The organism is Massilia horti (assembly GCF_004614195.1).
Classification (GTDB): domain Bacteria; phylum Pseudomonadota; class Gammaproteobacteria; order Burkholderiales; family Burkholderiaceae_D; genus Telluria; species Telluria horti.
The window spans coordinates 1-16,791 of record NZ_SPUM01000063.1; the positions used below are offsets into that span (position 1 = coordinate 1).

Annotated in this window: 13 protein-coding genes; 4 read left to right on the forward strand and 9 right to left on the reverse strand. The window is 64.4% G+C overall.

The genetic code is table 11. The annotated features are described in order from the left end of the window. Nucleotides 1-80 precede the first annotated feature (80 nt). The 6 genes from E4O92_RS10375 to E4O92_RS10400 form a co-directional block, all read right to left on the reverse strand. The gene (locus E4O92_RS10375) at nt 81-2,813 is read right to left on the reverse strand and encodes an ATP-binding protein (RefSeq protein ID WP_135189696.1); all 2,733 of its coding nucleotides are present in this window, start codon (nt 2,811-2,813) and stop codon (nt 81-83) included. Beyond that, nucleotides 2,810-3,397, reverse strand: coding sequence for a potassium-transporting ATPase subunit KdpC (gene kdpC / locus E4O92_RS10380; protein ID WP_135189697.1), 588 nt, complete (start codon nt 3,395-3,397; stop codon nt 2,810-2,812). Before kdpC ends, E4O92_RS10375 begins: the two co-directional genes overlap by 4 nt. A gap of 15 nt (nt 3,398-3,412) precedes the next feature. Then, a complete protein-coding gene (gene kdpB, locus E4O92_RS10385) occupies nt 3,413-5,524 on the reverse strand; it encodes a potassium-transporting ATPase subunit KdpB (protein WP_167759756.1) in 2,112 nt (703 codons plus the stop codon). Nucleotides 5,525-5,542: 18 nt separating this feature from the next. Continuing rightward, on the reverse strand, nt 5,543-7,303 hold the full coding sequence (kdpA, locus tag E4O92_RS10390) for a potassium-transporting ATPase subunit KdpA (protein WP_135189698.1): 1,761 nt from the start codon (nt 7,301-7,303) through the stop codon (nt 5,543-5,545). Further along, complete coding sequence (locus tag E4O92_RS10395) at nt 7,303-7,392, reverse strand: potassium-transporting ATPase subunit F (protein ID WP_135189699.1); 90 nt, start codon at nt 7,390-7,392, stop codon at nt 7,303-7,305. The genes kdpA and E4O92_RS10395 overlap by 1 nt, the downstream gene beginning before the upstream one ends. A 125-nt stretch (nt 7,393-7,517) precedes the next feature. Further along, nucleotides 7,518-8,054, reverse strand: a complete 537-nt coding sequence (locus E4O92_RS10400) for a hypothetical protein (protein WP_135189700.1) — start codon at nt 8,052-8,054, stop codon at nt 7,518-7,520. Nucleotides 8,055-8,833: 779 nt separating this feature from the next. On the opposite strand from E4O92_RS10400, the gene E4O92_RS10405 reads away from it, so the two are divergent. Beyond that, complete coding sequence (locus tag E4O92_RS10405) at nt 8,834-9,268, forward strand: YybH family protein (protein WP_135189701.1); 435 nt, start codon at nt 8,834-8,836, stop codon at nt 9,266-9,268. Nucleotides 9,269-9,393: 125 nt separating this feature from the next. On the opposite strand, the gene E4O92_RS10410 is transcribed toward E4O92_RS10405, so the two are convergent. After that, nucleotides 9,394-9,999 (reverse strand): hypothetical protein, encoded by a 606-nt coding sequence (locus E4O92_RS10410; protein ID WP_135189702.1) that lies wholly within the window; start codon nt 9,997-9,999, stop codon nt 9,394-9,396. 206 nt (nt 10,000-10,205) lie between these two features. On the opposite strand from E4O92_RS10410, the gene E4O92_RS10415 reads away from it, so the two are divergent. The 3 genes from E4O92_RS10415 to udk all read left to right on the forward strand — a co-directional run bounded on the left by E4O92_RS10415 (nt 10,206) and on the right by udk (nt 14,421). Continuing rightward, entirely contained in the window at nt 10,206-12,026 is a 1,821-nt protein-coding gene (locus E4O92_RS10415) for a DUF885 domain-containing protein (RefSeq protein WP_135189703.1), read from the forward strand. Between the two features lie 156 nt (nt 12,027-12,182). Further along, entirely contained in the window at nt 12,183-13,202 is a 1,020-nt protein-coding gene (locus E4O92_RS10420; protein WP_135189704.1) for an RsiV family protein, read from the forward strand. A 475-nt stretch (nt 13,203-13,677) separates the two neighbouring features. After that, entirely contained in the window at nt 13,678-14,421 is a 744-nt protein-coding gene (gene udk, locus E4O92_RS10425; RefSeq protein WP_229483229.1) for a uridine kinase, read from the forward strand. A gap of 228 nt (nt 14,422-14,649) precedes the next feature. Here the strand turns inward: udk and E4O92_RS10430 are convergent, their stop codons facing one another. Then, nucleotides 14,650-16,056, reverse strand: a complete 1,407-nt coding sequence (locus E4O92_RS10430; RefSeq protein WP_135189705.1) for a sensor histidine kinase — start codon at nt 16,054-16,056, stop codon at nt 14,650-14,652. After that, the gene (locus tag E4O92_RS10435; RefSeq protein ID WP_307721746.1) at nt 16,037-16,741 is read right to left on the reverse strand and encodes a response regulator transcription factor; all 705 of its coding nucleotides are present in this window, start codon (nt 16,739-16,741) and stop codon (nt 16,037-16,039) included. Before E4O92_RS10435 ends, E4O92_RS10430 begins: the two co-directional genes overlap by 20 nt. Nucleotides 16,742-16,791 lie beyond the last annotated feature (50 nt).

Consider the following 16,791-nt stretch of genomic DNA (forward strand, 5'->3'; position numbering starts at 1 on the left):
GGCCTACTCAGGTCAGGACGCTGCACGTCCGTACAGTGCTTTCTTTCACGTTACGCGATGTGCAACCGCCAGGGCCGGGCTCAGCCATGTTCCTCGGCCTGCATCGCGGCCGGCACCGCCGGTGGCGTGCCCAGCGCCAGCTCGACCACGAAAGCCGCTCCGCCACCCGGCTGGTTGCCGGCCCGGATCGTACCGCCATGCGCCTGCACGATCGCGCGGCAGATCGCCAGGCCCAGGCCCACCCCCGGCGTGGCCGACTCGCGGTCGCCGCGCGTGAACTTGTCGAACACCGCCTCCTCCTGGCCCTGCGGCAGGCCCGGGCCGTTGTCAAACACCCCAATCTCAAGCTGCGCGCCACGCACCGCGGCCGACACCGTCACCGTGCTGCCCGGCGGCGTGTACTTGCCCGCGTTTTCCAGCAGGTTGGACAGCACGCGTTCGATCAGGACCGCATCGAACTGCACCAGCGGCAGGTCGTCCGGCACGCGCGTGACCACGTGGTGCCCGGCCAGCGCCGCTTGATTGTTCCGCAGGGCGGCGCCGATCACCTCCCCGACCGCGTGCCACTGCAGGTTCAGCCGCACGTCGCCGCTCTGGATGCGCGCCATGTCCACCAGGTTCGCCACCATGATGCGCATGCGCGCCGACTCGTCACGCAGCGCCTGCGCCGTCGCGCGCTGCGCGCTGGGCAGCGGCGGGCTTGATCCGGCCAGCGACTCGCCCAGCGATTCGGCCAGCGCCACCAGCGAAGTGAGCGGCGTGCGCAGGTCATGCGACAACGCCGCCAGCAGCGAGTTGCGTAGGCGCTCGGACTCGATCCGCACCAGCGCGCCCTGGGCCACCTCGATGTAGTGCACCCGTTCGAGCGCAATCGCCGCCAGCGCCGCGAACATGTCGAGCTGGCGCCGCTCTTCCGGCGCCAGCAGCCAGCGCGGCTCCTCGGCCTCGATCGCGAGCACGCCGCGCGTGCGCATCTGGGTCATCAGCGGCAGATAAAACACCGGGCTGCCCGGCAGCGTGTCGGTCCCCATCCCCGCGCTGGCGTCGTGGTCAAAGGCCCACTGCGCGATCGCCAGGTCCAGCTCCGGCATCAGGCTGGCCTGTTCCTCTTGCGGCGGCAGCAGGTGGCCGCCAGCGTCCGGCAGCAGCAGCACGGCGCGCGCGCCGAACGTGCGCCCGATCGCGTCGCGCGTGAGCTGGTGGATCTGCTCCCGCTGCAGCACCCCCGAGAGCGCGCGCGAAAACTCGTACAGCGCCCGCACCCGGCCCTCGCGCCGCGAGGCGACCCAGGCCTGGAAGCGCAGGCCCGCGGCCAGATGGCCGGTGATCAGGCCGACGGCCAGCATCACGCCAAACGTGACCACGTACTGCACGTCCGAAAACGCGAACGTGAAGCGCGGCGGCACGAAGAAGAAGTCGAACGAGATCACGCCCACGCAGGTGGCGGTGACCGAAGGGCCGCGCCCGAACGTCATCGCCGTCATGAGCACAATCAGCAGGACCAGCATCGCGATGTTTGCCCGGTCCAGGTAGTCCGCCGCCGGCAGCGCCGCCAGCGCCATGCCAAAGCTGGCCAGCGCCGCCACGCCATGGCCGAGCAGGCGCTTGCGCAGCGCCACCGGCGGCCCGGCATGCAATGCGGCCAACGAGAACCTCGGGCCGTGCTCCGCGCCTTCCGCGGCGCCCACCTCGATCAGGTCGATGTCCGGCGCCAGGCGCTCGAACCTGCGGCTGCGCGGCTGGCGCCACGGCCATATTTCGCCGCCGTGCCCGATCGCGATCTTCGACAGGTTGTGGCTGCGCGCGTAATCCACCGCCACCGGCTCGACCTGGCTGCCGGCCATGACCGCGGTCACCGCGCCCAGATCCTGCGCCAGCTTGAGCGCCCGCAGGATCTGTTCGCGCTGCTGATCGGGCAGGCGCTGCAGCGACGGGGTCTCCACATATACCGCGTGCCATTCAGCGCCCAGCTGCCCGGCCAGCCGGGCGCTGCTGCGCACCACGCGCTCGGCCTGCGCCCCGGGTCCCACGCAAGCGAGCAGCGCGGCGCCTGTCTTCCACACCGTGCCGATCGATTGCTCCACCCGGTAGGCGCGCACGTCGGTTTCGATGCGGTCCGCGGTGCGGCGCAGCGCCAGCTCGCGCAGCGCGATCAGGTTCCCCTTGCGGAAGAAGTTCTGGGTCGCGCGCTCGGCCTGCGGCGGCTGGTAGACCTTGCCTTCCTTCATGCGCGTGAGCAGCTCTTCGACCGGCAGGTCGACCAGCACCAGCTCGTCGGCCTGGTCGAACACGGTGTCCGGCACCGTCTCGCCGACCCGGATGCCGGTGATCCCGCCGATCACGTCGTTCAGGCTTTCCAGGTGCTGGACGTTCACCGTCGTGAACACGTCGATGCCGGCGCCGAGCAGTTCCTCGACGTCCTGCCAGCGCTTCGGGTGGCGCGCGCCGGGCAGGTTCGAATGCGCCAGCTCGTCGACCAAAATCAGTTCCGGCCGCCGCTGCAGCGCGGCATCGATGTCGAACTCGGACAGGCTCCGTCCACGGTATTCGATCGGCTTGCGCGGCAACATCTCCAGCCCGGTCAAGAGGGCCTCGGTCTCGGGCCGGCCGTGGGTCTCGACCACGCCCACCAGCGGATGCCTGCCGGCCGCGCGCAGCTCCTGCGCCGCCACCAGCATCGCATAGGTCTTGCCGACCCCGGCCGACGCACCGAAGTACACGCGCAGCTTGCCGCGCGCGGCCTTGCGTTCCTGGGCCTGCACCTGTGCCAGCAGGGCGTCCGGGTCCGGCCGCAGGTTCTCCTCTAGGCTCATGGCTGCCGCCTTGCCATGCCTGCGTCCAGCGCCAGGTTCAGCGCCAGCACGTTCACGCGCGGCTCGCCGAACAGGCCCAGCGCGCGGTCATGGCCGAGTGCCTCGATCAGCGCGCGCACCTGCTGTTCGGGCAGCCGGCGCGCGGCCGCCACCCGGCCGGCCTGGTAGCGCGCGGCGGCCAGGCTAATGTCAGGATCGAGCCCGCTGGCCGAGGCGGTAACCAGATCGACCGGCACCGGCGCGTGGTTGCCCGGGTCGGCGCGCCTGAGCGCCGCGATGCGTTCCTTGACTGCCGAAACCAGCGCCGGGTTGGTCGGCCCCAGGTTCGAGCCGGCGGAGCCGGCGCCGTTGTTGGGCATCGGCGTGGTGGCGGACGGCCTGCCCCAGAAGTAGCGCGGCGCACTGAACGCCTGGCCGATCAGGCTTGAGCCCACCGGCTGGCCCGCAACCAGTACCAGGCTGCCCTGCGCCTGGTGCGGAAAGGCCGCCCGTCCGATGCCGAACACCACAGCCGGATACACCACCCCGCACAGCACCGTCAGCACGAAGAACAGGACCAGCACGGGACGAACGATGGAGGACATGGTTTCTCCTCTTGACTAGACAAGGCGCAGCGCCGTCAGCAGCATGTCGATCAGTTTGATCCCGATGAACGGCAAAATGATCCCGCCCATGCCGAACAAAAGCAGATTGCGCCGCAATAGCGCGGTGGCGCCGACCGGGCGGTAGCGCACGCCGCGCAGCGCCAGCGGAATCAGGAACACGATGATCAGGGCGTTGAAGACCACCGCCGACATGATCGCCGAATCCGGCCCGTGAAGGCGCATGACGTCCAGCGCCGCGAGCTGCGGATAGGTGCCGACGAACACGGCGGGGATGATCGCGAAATACTTGGCGATGTCGTTGGCGATCGAGAAGGTGGTCAGCGAGCCGCGCGTCATCAGCATCTGCTTGCCGATCTCGACGATTTCGAGCAGCTTGGTCGGGTTCGATTCAAGGTCGACCATGTTGCCCGCCTCCTTGGCTGCCTGGGTGCCGGAGTTCATCGCCACCGCCACGTCGGCCTGAGCCAGCGCCGGCGCGTCGTTGGTGCCGTCGCCGGTCATCGCCACCATCCGGCCTTCGCCCTGGTAACGGCGGATCAGCTTGAGCTTGTCCTCCGGCGTCGCCTCGGCCAAAAAATCGTCCACCCCGGCCTCGGCCGCGATGGCGGCGGCCGTCAGCTTGTTGTCCCCGGTGATCATCACCGTCTTGATCCCCATCCGGCGCAGCTCGACGAAGCGTTCCTTGATGCCGCCCTTGACGATGTCCTTGAGCTCGACCACGCCCATCACGCGCGCGCCATCAGCCACCACCAGCGGCGTGCTGCCGCGGCGCGACGCGTCTTCCACGCAGCGCGCCACCTCGGGCGGGAACGGCTGCCCGAGCTGCTCCACGTGGCGCCGCACCGCTTCGGATGCGCCCTTGCGGATCGCGCGCCCGCCGATATCCACCCCGCTCATCTTGGTGGCTGCGGAAAACGGCAAAAAGTCCGCGTTCAGGCTCTCGAGCGGCCGTTGGCGGATATTGAAGCGCTGCTTGGCCAGCACCACAATACTGCGCCCTTCCGGCGTCTCGTCGGCGAGCGAAGCCAGTTGCGCCACGTCGGCCAACTCGTGCTCGGCGACTCCCGGCGCGGGCAGGAACGCCGCCGCCTGCCGGTTGCCGAGGGTGACGGTGCCGGTCTTGTCCAGCAACAGCACGTCCACGTCGCCGGCCGCTTCCACCGCGCGGCCGGAAGTGGCGATCACGTTCGCGCGCATCATGCGGCTCATGCCCGCCACCCCGATTGCCGACAACAGGCCGCCGATCGTGGTCGGGATCAGGCACACCAGCAGCGCGATCAGCGCGGTGACCGCGACCGGCCTGCCCGCCCCGGCATTCTCCACCGCAAACAGCGAGAACGGCAGCAGCGTGACCGTCACCACCAGGAATACGATGGTCATCGCGACCAGCATGATCGTCAGTGCGATCTCGTTGGGCGTCTTCTTGCGCTTGGCGCCCTCGACCATCGCGATCATCCGGTCGAGAAAAGTTTCGCCCGGGTTGGAGGTAACCCGCACCACCAGCCAGTCCGACAGCACACGGGTGCCGCCGGTGACCGACGAAAAATCGCCGCCCGATTCGCGGATCACTGGCGCCGATTCGCCGGTGATCGCGCTCTCATCGACCGAGGCCACGCCCTCGACCACGTCGCCGTCAATCGGGATAAGGTCGCCCGCCTCCACCAGGATGTGGTTCCCCTTGCGCAGGTCATCAACGCCGGCCGGCTGCCACTGCGCGCCATGCTTGCCATTCGCCAGCTTCTTGGCCATCGCCTTTTCCTTCAGCCCGCGCAGCGATGCCGCCTGGGCCTTGCTGCGGCCCTCGGCCAGCGCCTCGGCGAAATTGGCGAACAATACCGTGAACCACAGCGACACCGCCACGCCCAGAATGAAGCCGCGCGGCGCCTCGCCGACGCCCAGCAGCGCCTGCAGGTACAGCAGGCTGGTGAGGATGCTGCCCACGTAGACCACGAACATGACCGGACTGCGCAGCTGGGTGCGCACGTTCAGCTTGCGCAGCGCATCGAGCAGCGCCGGGGCGATGAGGGTGGTGTCGAACATCGTCAGGCGCTTGCCGCCCAGCGTCGGCCGGGGCATAGGGCCCGCGTGCGTATGAGCTTGGGACATCTCGGACTCCCTGTATGATCAATGCGGAAACAGCTGCAGGTGCTCGACGACCGGCCCGAGCACAAGCGCCGGCACGTAATTGAGCACGCCCACCAGCACCACCACCCCGATCAGCAGCACCACGAACAGCGGCCCGTGGGTTGGCATGGTGCCCGCGGTCACCTGCAGGCGGTGCTTGCCCGCCAGCGCACCGGCGATGGCCAGCACCGGCACGATCACGGCAAAGCGGCCGAACCACATAACCAGGGCCAGCAGCCAGTTATAGAACGGCGTGTCGGCGGCCAAGCCCGCGAACGCGCTGCCGTTGTTGTTGGCGGCCGAACTGAACGCGTACAGGATCTCCGAAAAGCCGTGCGCGCCGGGGTTCGCAATGCCGGCCCTGCCCGCGCCCGCCATCACCGCAATCGCGATCCCCGCCAGCACCAGCGCCGGCGTCACCAGGATCGCGATCGAGGTCATCTTGATTTCGTAGGCCTGGATCTTCTTGCCCAGGTATTCGGGCGTGCGGCCGATCATCAGGCCGGCGATGAACACCGCCATGATCGCGAACACCAGCATACCGTACAGGCCCGAGCCGACGCCGCCGAAAATCACTTCGCCGAACTGCATCAACAATAAAGGAATCATCCCGCCGAGCGGCATCAGCGAGTCGTGCATGGTATTGACGGCGCCGCAAGACGCCGCGGTGGTGACCGCTGTGAACAGCGTCGAGGCGTCGATCCCGAACCGTACCTCCTTGCCTTCCATATTGCCGCCCGACTGCAGCACGCCTACGTGCTGGTCGACGCCAAGCGCCTGCAGCGCCGGGTTCAGCTGCTGCTCGGCGCCCCTCACGAAACACGTCATCACCACGAACAGCACCGTCATTGCGGCCACAATGGCCCAGCCCTGGCGCCGATCGCCGACCAGCCGGCCGAAAGCAAAGCACAGGCCCGCCGGAATCAGGAAGATCGACAGCATCTCGACGAAATTGGATAGCGCCGTCGGGTTCTCAAACGGATGCGCCGAATTGGCGTTGAAGAAGCCGCCGCCATTCGTGCCGAGCAGCTTGATCGCTTCCTGCGACGCCACCGGGCCCATCGCGATGGTCTGGGTGTTTGCGGTGGCCAGCCGACCGGGCATGGCCTGCGTGTAGGTCACCGGATCGATCAGCTGCACGTTCCGGTAGCCTGAAAAGTTCTGGATCACGCCCTGCCACATCAGGAACACCGAGAACAACAGCGACAGCGGCAGCAGCACGTACAGCGTGATCCGCGTGAGGTCGACCCAGAAATTGCCGATGGCTTGGGCCGACCTGGCGGAAAATCCGCGGATCAGCGCGAACACGACGGCGATGCCGGTCGCCGCCGAAAAGAAGTTCTGGCAGGTGAGCGCGAGCATCTGGGTCAAGTAGCTCATGGTCTGCTCGCCGCTGTAGCCCTGCCAGTTGGTGTTGGTGACAAAGCTCACCGCCGTGTTGAAGGCCGAGCCCGCGCCAACGTTCGGCATATGCTGCGGATTGAACGGCAGCCAGGCCTGCACACGCTGCAACAGGTAGACCACGAAAGCGCCGAGCGTGTTGAACACCAGCAGGGCCAGGGCATAGTCCTTCCATCCCATACCCTGCTCAAACCGCACGCCGGCCACCCGGTACAGCGCGTTTTCGGCGTGATTCAGCCACCCGAATCCGGGCAGCGGGCCGCCTTCGGCCACGCGCGCCAGCAGCGCGCCCAGCGGCCAGGACAGCGCCAACAGCGCCACCAGGAACAGCACCAGCAACGTGATTACGCGGCTGTCCATCACAAATCCTCTGCCATCATCAATGCGTACAGCAGGTACACCAGTAGGCCTACGGCGGCCAGCGCGCCGATCAGGTAAATCAGGCTCATTTTCGTTCCCCCAGCCGGGCGCAGCCCACGGCCATGGCCCAGGTCAGGCCGAAGAACACGGCGATCGCGACGATAACGAGAATGTCCATTCGATCCCTCGAATGCGCGGTGCGGAAGGAACCAGCTTAGCGGGAAAAGCCGTGGCGGCGCGCCGCAATCGCGATGTCGACAATTCGGCGCAAGAGCCGCGGGCCCCGGCTCCGTGCGAACCGGGCGCAAGGGTAGAGCCCAAAGATGTGCTGATACAGCCCGGCGGCCTCAAGACTGCCTGCGGGGGTGAACAGCACCTGCATGCAGGGATTGAACATGCGCGCCTCATCGAGCCGCGCGGCCAGATCGCATTGCGCGCACGCCGCGACAACGATCTGGGCCGCGATCACGGCCTGGCGAAACAGCAGAGAATCGGCGACGACCGCATCGATCACGACGTCACGATAGCCGCGCTCGAAGCATTCGAGATCGGCGCCGAACGTTGCGGCCGATGCCACGCGTATCGGCAGGATCGGGCGCGCGCGGTCCAGGCCCAGGCGGAGAAAAGCGTGCTCGGGGCGAGCGTACAACAGCAGCACCTTGCGTCCACTACGCACCCGCAGGCGCGCCAGGTTTTCCGCCAGCCAGGCCCCGCGAAACGCCCCCGGCTGGTCGAGGGTTGTAACGATCATGGCCAGGCTCCGTGTTCCGGCTCGCAGGCCGATCCCTGCCAGTCCAGCCGCTTAGACCTGGAAAAGGCTGCAAGGTGCGCCAGGGTTTGCAACATGGCACACTACCGACGGGCGTCATTAGGAAGTAGTGCCCAGCGGTTGAAAAGTTTGAGTGGACTGCCCGGGGCGGAGGTGAATAAGTGTGCCCAAACCTACTTGCCATGTGAGCAACAGACCTCGTACACTGGGTCTTGCCGAAAGACCGCTATCGGCAGAAGCAGACACTTGAATTTCATTGAGGATTTCAATATGAACCTGCGTAGACCACATCTTCGCCCGCTTGGTGCGTTTGGATTCACTCTACTTTTTGCGGGTTTGTACTTCTGCTGCACGTTCCTACTGTTTCCCTTGCGCTCCGGCGCCCTAACAAATCCGTCAGGCCATGCGCTCCTTATTTGGCTGCCCGTTGCGCTTTGCGGTTCAGTGTATTCGATGACGGTTGTCGATTCCGCGCCCCGTCTCTCTAGGGTGCTTCGTACTGCTGTGGCGTCCACGCTCGCGCCCTCACTGGCGTTCGCGTTTTTCCTGTTTGTAGGTTTCGCGTGGCTCGGATGGAAAATGTAATTGCGAGAAAATGGTTGGCTATTCGACGACACCTGTCATAAGTCCGCTTTGGGTCGGTTCCCGTCACTCAGCAAGGACCGAAATCGACCAAGAGCCGAAATTCCGTGGTTGAGGCAGAATGTGCTTTTGTCGCCCGACAGCAAGCGCCCGATGCGGCAGACTCTTGGAGAATCGACATGATTCAATTGAGACATCCCGAAGACGCGCTCCAGGCGTTTCAGACCTCTTGGAACAGCCACGACATGGAGTCCTTCCGAGCATTGTTCCACGCGGATGCGACATTCGTGAACCGGTTCGGACACTATGTGCGCGGCATCGAGGCGATTATCGAGCTGCATGCGCCCATTCATGCAAGCATCTACAGCGATTCGAGGCTAGAGAACGAGCTAATCGACGTGGTCGCGATCGGCCACGATGCGGCGATCGTGCACTTCTGGAGCCGCCTGATGGTTGGTGCAGCACATCCAGCGGGGCCGCACGATGTCGACACGCTGATCCTTGCCGTACTGACGAGGCAGGTTGACGAGTGGCGAATCAAAGCGCTTGAGAACGTCACCCTGGTGAATCCTCGCACGGGGGAAGCCGTTTTGCGAGACCGCCAGGAATTTTGATTGAGCGACGAAATTGCTTCGCGCTGAAGCTAACGATAGTGGTCAGGTATCGGCTGATTGTGCGCAAGAGATGCTTCGCAATCTGACTTCGACTTAAAGAACCGATAAAAACGCTCTTGTCTGGTTTATTTTCCCGGCGCGGACGTCGATGCCGGCTCAACGGCGATCGCCAAGGCTTCAGAATAAACGGCCCGCACCTGGTCTCCCTTTTTGACGCGCTTTAGCTGGTCCGGATCTTGTACCTCAAGATCGACCAGATTGCCTTGGGGCCCGCGCAATGTGACCACCTTGTTCTTGGGATCGACGGCTACCACGTCCGCGAGAATGTCGACCTGCGTGCCCACCTTGCCGCCCGGCTGAGCGCCGACCGGCGCCCTCGTCACCTCCGTCGTTCCTGAACCCTTGGCGGGGGCTGAACCGCCCTTTTCCAGATTCAGTGAAAGGGCCTGTGTGTATTGAGCGGTGACCTTGTCGCCCACCTTGATCTTGTCAAAATTCCTCACCTCGTCGCCCGCCTGTATGTCGATGATTCTCCCATCGGCCCGCTTAAGACTGATCGTCCTGGTGGCCGGAACGATGCCTACCACGGTGGCGGTCGTCTTGACTGTATGTTCGGCCCTTGCCCCTCCCGGCGATCTGGAAATGTTTGACGATTCAGTCGATGTTTGGGCAGGCAGCAAAGGCGCGACGGCAAACAGGGAGGCGAGAACGGAAACGTGAAGCGTCTTCATGACACACCCCTTGGAATGTCCGCAATGGGGTACGGACCGGCGTTCCACAAGCTTAATTGGCAAGCCGACAGTCTCAAATGGGACTTTGGCCCACAGCCGCGCCGGAGGAAACTGGACTTATAATTCCTATCAGAAATCAAAATACGCCAGCCAAGGCGAACGGCAGGAAGACACCCAGGGCTGCTCATACTTCTTAAGGAACCAAGATGTCTCGTATCCACGCTTCGCTGCGCGCCAGCGCAATGGCTGCCGCACTGTTGACTGGAGTCGTTTCCAGTCCCGCTGTCCTCGCAGCGCCCCAACCCGCCGCCGCGTCGAAACAGGCAGCAAAGCAACTCGATCGCCTCGCCCAGGCGTTCTACGACGCGCGCGCCAAATTCGACCCGCTGCTGTATGCAACCGCCAACGGCGACAGCCGCTATAACGACCAGATCGGCATGGCGATCGCGCCAGCGGTGCGCGCCTCGCAGTTCGCGCTGTACCACAAGATGCAAAAGCAACTGCAGGGGATTGACCGTACCGGGCTCTCCGCGAGTGGCCAGCTCAACTACGACCTGCTCGGTTTCGAGATCGCCGCCATGCTGGATCTGGAACCTTTCCCCGAACATCTGCTGCCGCTGAATCAATTCGACAACGTGCCCAGCACGCTTGCCAACTATGCCAGCGGTACCGGCTCGCAACCGTTGACCAATCCAAAACAGTACCGCGACTACCTGAGCCGGCTGAATCAATTGCCGGGCTGGATAGACCAGGCAATCGCCAACATGAAACAAGGCATGCGCCAAGGTGTCGTCCTGCCCAAGGCGCTGACCGCGAAGATGCTGCCGCAGTTTCAGCAATTGAGGAGCGCCAAGCCAGAGGCAAGCATCTTCTACACGCCGGTCAACATCATGCCGGCCCAGTTCTCAAGCAAGGACAAGCAGGAGCTGACTGCCGGTTATCGCCAGGCTGCCGCGAAGATCGGCACGGCAATCGACCGCCTAGGCCAGTTCATCGAGAACGAATACCTGCCCGCAAGCCGCGACACCGCGGGATTCGGCGCAATGCCAAACGGCCAGGCCTGGTACCTTGCGCGCATCAAGCACAACACCAACCTGCCGCTCACCGCCGGCGAAATCCACGAACTGGGCCTCAAGGAAGTGGCGCGCATCGAACAGCAGATGGCCGAACTGGGCCCGAAGCTCGGTTACACCGGACCCGCCAAGGGGCTGGCGCAATGGGTGAGCGCGCAGGACAAGTTCAAACCATTCAAGACCGAGGCCGAGGTGCTCGACGCCTACCGCCAGATCTACGCGAGGGTCGAGGCAAAGCTGCCCCAGTACTTCAGCCTGATGCCCAAGGCACGGCTTGACATCCAGCTGGAACCGGAGCTCACGCGCGAAACCGCATCGGATCACTACACCCCGCCGGCGGCCGACGGTTCGCATCCGGGTGTCTTCTGGGCGGTGGTGAACGACCCGAAGAAGTACAACGATGTGGGCATGGTGAGCCTGCTCATGCACGAAGGCGTGCCCGGCCACCACTTGCACGCCGCGCTTCTCAAGGAATTGCCGCTGCCGGACTTCCGCAAATTCGACACCGAACATTTCAATGCGGCGGCCTACACGGAAGGCTGGGGCTTGTACAGCGAGACGCTGGGCAAGGAATTCGGCTTATACGACGATCCGCGCTTCTATTACGGCCACCTGAACGCCGAACTGCTGCGTGCAGTGCGGTTGGTGGTCGACACCGGCATGCACGCCCAGGGCTGGTCGCGCGAGAAGGCGATTGCGTACATGGCGGACACGCTCGGCACCGGCGAACAGCGCGCCACCAACCAGATCGAGCGCTACATGGCCTGGCCAGGGCAGGCGCTCAGCTACAAGATTGGTGCACTGAAGATTCTCGAACTGCGGGAAAAGGCGCAGAAGGCGCTGGGGCCGAAGTTCAGCTTCCAGAAATTCCACGAGGTGGTGTTGAGGGATGGCACGCTGCCCCTGCCGATTCTGGAGGCGCAGGTCGAGCGCTGGATCGCCAGGGAAAAGTGACAGTATGGTGAAGGACAGCAATCGGCCAGGTACGGACGGTCGCGCAAGTCTCAAACGTATGACAAAACGTGCCAATATACCTTTGTGGAAATAAAGCCGTTCCATGAAGGACGTACAATCGCCGAGCTGCAGTTCAATTTCTCGTGCGAGGTCTCGATGAAAGCGTTGACGTTTGGTATCTTGTTGCCCGTGGCAGCGTATGCCGCGTACGCTGATGTGCCTCGGAAAGAAGATTTCATGGCGGCGCGCGACCGCATAGAATGGAACGCTGGCGCGTTGTACGACGGCCGATTCGAGGACGGCGTCGCGTTCGAGATCGAGCTGGCCTATCCTGCACCCGCAGGGGTGTCGAAGCGCGACGCCGACGGCTTCGTCCAGACGGTCTGGGAGCCGCGCCATTACCAAGGCGAGCCGTCGGGACTGTTTGCCGTCAATGCCGGCGACGCCACAATGCGCCTGAAGGTTCTGGATGAGCATAGCGCGGAGAACGGCGCCATTTATACGATCACGCTGGCGCCCGACCGCGCAACCGGCCGAGGCACCCTGACGGTGCCGGCCGGCAAGCCACGTTCGTTCACCCTGCGGCGCAGCGTGCCCTACACCGGTATCGTGGTAACGCGGCCAGCACCACCCGACTTGGTCGACAATTCCTACTACAAGCAAAAGGGCTTCGTGTTCTCGACCTTCTTCCCGACACTGGGCGATCCGGCCGCGGACGCCTGGATCCGTGGGCGCGCCGGCATCTGTCGTGACGAGGGCGAATGTAGTAATAACGTCCGTATCCAGTGGCGCTCACCCTCGCTGGTGTCGCTCACGTCGATGGTGTGGGGCGATTCGGGCGGTGCCCACGGCGATGGGTATTTCGAGACCCGGCAATACCGGCTCGACGGCCGGACCATGACGCCGCTCGGTCTGGACGCCTTCATCGACTTGGGCGACGATTGTCGGGCGACGATCTCGGCGTACATGGTTGCTAAGCTACGTGCGAAAGCGATGCCTCAGGCCGACAAGGGCACGTTGGATGGACGGGACGCAGCCCCGTTCACGCCGACCTCCAACGGCATCGCCTTTCATTTCAATTTGTACGAACTAGGCGGGTACGCGTATGGCGCACCGACGGTGTTCGTGCCGCGCGCGCAGATGGGGGCATGCGTGAAGTACCTGCCGGCCGATTGAAAACGAGAGGATGCAAACGGAACAGTGTCGGCTGGCGCTGATAGCCAAGCATACCGGTGAGCAACCGACGCGCCGAGTAAATGCCTGCTCCGGGCAGGATGGAGTTGGTCGTTGAACGGCGGGCCCCGGCCAGAAGCGGACATCTCTTCTATAAAAAATATCGGTTTTTGAGGTGGTAAATGAGTGCAAGGTATGCGGACGGAGCGGGGTATCTAGCAATGTACCCCGAACTGAGGCGCTGGATAAATATGTGCGTCTGCTGCCAATTTAGCGGTTACAAGCCTGAGATGCCGCCAAACGATGGCCCTCTTTTCAAAGGGCAGAATTTGAGACGCTAACTTTTCGCCACTTGAGGTGAACTCTGAAGGTCTATGCCCTCAGTGCAGCGCTGCGTTGAGCCGATAGCTGCCTGCTGTTGTTTGAAGGGCTGCTTCGGGTCGAGAGCCGCCGGCCGCGACAGGCAATAGCGGACCAGATGCAGACGTTCACGGCCTCCGGCATCCGTCACAGGATTGCCGAACACTTCATTTTGGATCAATCGGCCCCAGCCAGTGCGCCGCTCCGGTATCATTCAGGGATGAATGAGATTTCTTTTTTCCCGTATGTTATCGGTGTCGCTGGGGGAAGCGGCAGTGGCAAGTCAACGGTGTCCCAGCAAGTGCTAGCTTCGTTCGGCGCTGACACTGTGTCGGTCGTGATGCAGGACGATTACTACCGCGACCAATCCGATCTCTCCCCTGAAGTCCGCCGCAAACAGAATTACGACCATCCGCAGGCCTTCGACTGGCCACTGCTGGTACAGCACGTCCAGGCCCTGCGCAATGGCGAAGCGATCGAGATGCCAGAGTACGACTTCACGATCGACAACCGCTCTAACAAGACCATTCTGGTCAAACCAGCCCCGGTCATCGTGATCGAAGGGCTGTTTGCCTTGTATGAGGCGGACTTGCGCAAAATGATGTCGCTGAAGATCTTTGTCGACACCGCCCCTGACGTCCGCTTCATCCGCCGCATGCAAAGAGATATTACCGAACGCGGCCGCACGCTGGAGAGCATCGTCGGCCAGTATTTGGAAACAGTACGCCCGATGCACAAGCAATTCATCGAGCCAACCAAGCGCTACGCCGATGTCATATTGCCCCACGGCGCTAATGGCCCGGCAGTCGATGTGATTACGACCAAGGTAGCGAGTGTCATCGGCCAGTTAAAGCGGGCCTGATCTTATAGCCTAAAATTCTCCTGCCACGGCCAATGACGGCCAGCCCGAACTGGCGCTGGCCGCCAACTATGTTTTGCTCGCCCGGCCCCCGGGCACGCTACAGAGTGCGCCACTTTGCCCAACCCGGCCCCCATCGTCAATGCGGGCGCGCTGAGCTGTGGCGAGCGCGCCAATTGCCTTTCAGCCCTTATAAATGAGGTGACAACAGGCCGGGTTGACTGTCTGGTATCAGTCGGCTTGCGAAGCCGGGCCGGACTCGCGAGAGACCGGCACCAAGGGCAACAACAGGCTTGCCTCCAGCCCGGGATTGGCGTTGGCCAGCGCGAGCCGGCCGCCGTGCAGTTGGGCAATCGCAGTGACGATCGACAGCCCCAATCCGTTGCCCGGCAGGTGGCGGCTGCGGTCGACCCGATAGAAGCGTTCGCACAGCCGGTCCAGCTCAGATGGCGGCACGCCGGGTCCGTTGTCGCGCACCGCCAGCGCCATGACATCAGCCATGCGGCGCACGCTCACTTCCACCCGCGCGCCCGGCCCGCCGTACTTGATCGCGTTGTCGATCAGGCTGGCCAACGCGCTGCCCAGCAGATCGCGGTCACCCCGCGCGGGCAACGGCCCGTTGGCCGACACGGCCAGCGTCACGCCCTGCTCCTCTGCGACCGCCTCGTACAGTTCCACCATATCGGTCGCGATCGTGTGCAGGTCGAGCGTCTCGAACGACGCCGCGCGCACGCCCGATTCGGCTGCCGCGATCTGCAGCAGCTTGTCGAACACCGCAATCACGCCGTCAATGTCCTCGATCGCCTCCCGCGCACCGGCAGCCAGCTCGCCCGGACCAGTCGCCGCCTGTAGCGCATTGTCGAGCCGGACCCGGACCCGGCCGAGCGGCGTGCGCAAGTCGTGCGCAATTGAGTTTGACACGTGGCGCACGCCCTCCATCAGGTCCTCGATCCGGTCGAGCATCCGGTTGATGTCGGCCGACAGGCGCGCGAACTCGTCATCGCCCTGCACCGCGACCCGGCGCGACAGGTCGCCGGCCTCGACATGGCCCACGGTCCGCCTGATCTTGCCGATGCGCGATTCGACCTGTCGCCGGAACAGCAGCGCACCGGCGCACGCAAGCAGCACCGACACCACGGAACTGACCGCGAGCGCGCGCTCGATGACTGCCCTGATCCCGTCCAGTTCGCGCAAGTCGCGGCCCACGACGATGCGCGATCCGTCGTCCAGCAGGCGCGTGACCAGACGCCCGGAGACCCGCACGCCATCGCGCTCCAACTCGGCGAAAACGAGCCGGTCCGGCGGCGGCAAGGCCCCCGGCCATGCCGGCAGATTGCCGACCACCCGGCGCCCTTGTGGCGAGAGCAGCAGGAAAATCTCCGTATCGCTGTCGCTGCGGTCGGAGAGCTCGGCTTCAATCTCGCGCAGCAGCGCATGCTCTCCCCCGGCGCGGTAACGCCCGGCCAGGCGCTCGGCGATGGAACTGATCTTGGCGTCGATCGAGCGCTCGAATACCCCGACGGTACCAAAATAGAACACCGTGGAGATGGCGGCGATCGACAGCGCCATCAGCAAGCCGTACGCGATCGCAATGCGCACCGCGATCGAATCGCGCAGGCTACCCCGAGATAGCGGCATCGCCTGCCAGCACCTTGAGCGTGTACCCTGCCCCGCGCACCGTATGGATCAGCGGCGGATAAAAGCCCTTGTCGACCTTGCCACGCAGGCGGCTGATCTGCACGTCGATCACGTTGGTCTGCGGATCGAAGTGGTAGTCCCATACGCCCTCGAGCAGCATGGTGCGCGTGACAATCTGGCCTTCGTGGCGCATCAGGTATTCGAGCAGGCGGAACTCGCGCGGCTGGAGCGCGATTGGCGTGCCGCGCCGCGTAGCGCGCATGGCGCGCGCATCGAGCAGCAGGTCGGCCACCTGCAGTTGGGTGTTCTCGCGCGCCGGGGCGCTGCGCCGCACCAGGTTTTCCACGCGCGCCAGCAGTTCGGCCATCGCGAACGGCTTGGCCAGATAGTCGTCGCCGCCCGCATGCAGGCCGCGCACACGCTCGTCGACGCTGTTCAAGGCGGACAGGATCAGCACCGGTGTCGCGTCGCCGCCGCGGCGCAGCATCTCGATCAGCGCGACGCCATCGACTTCACCGGGCAGCATGCGGTCCAGGACCACCACGTCCCAGCTGCCGTCCTGCAGCAGGCGCTGGGCTTCGACGCCGTTATCGCAAGACGTGACGGCATAGCCGCTGCGCTGCAGTCCGCTGCACAGGTAGCGCCGGGTCTCGGCGTCGTCTTCGATTACGAGGCAATGCAACATGGGATGGGCTGGCCGGAACGGTCCGCTCGGCTGGGATATCCCGCGGACTA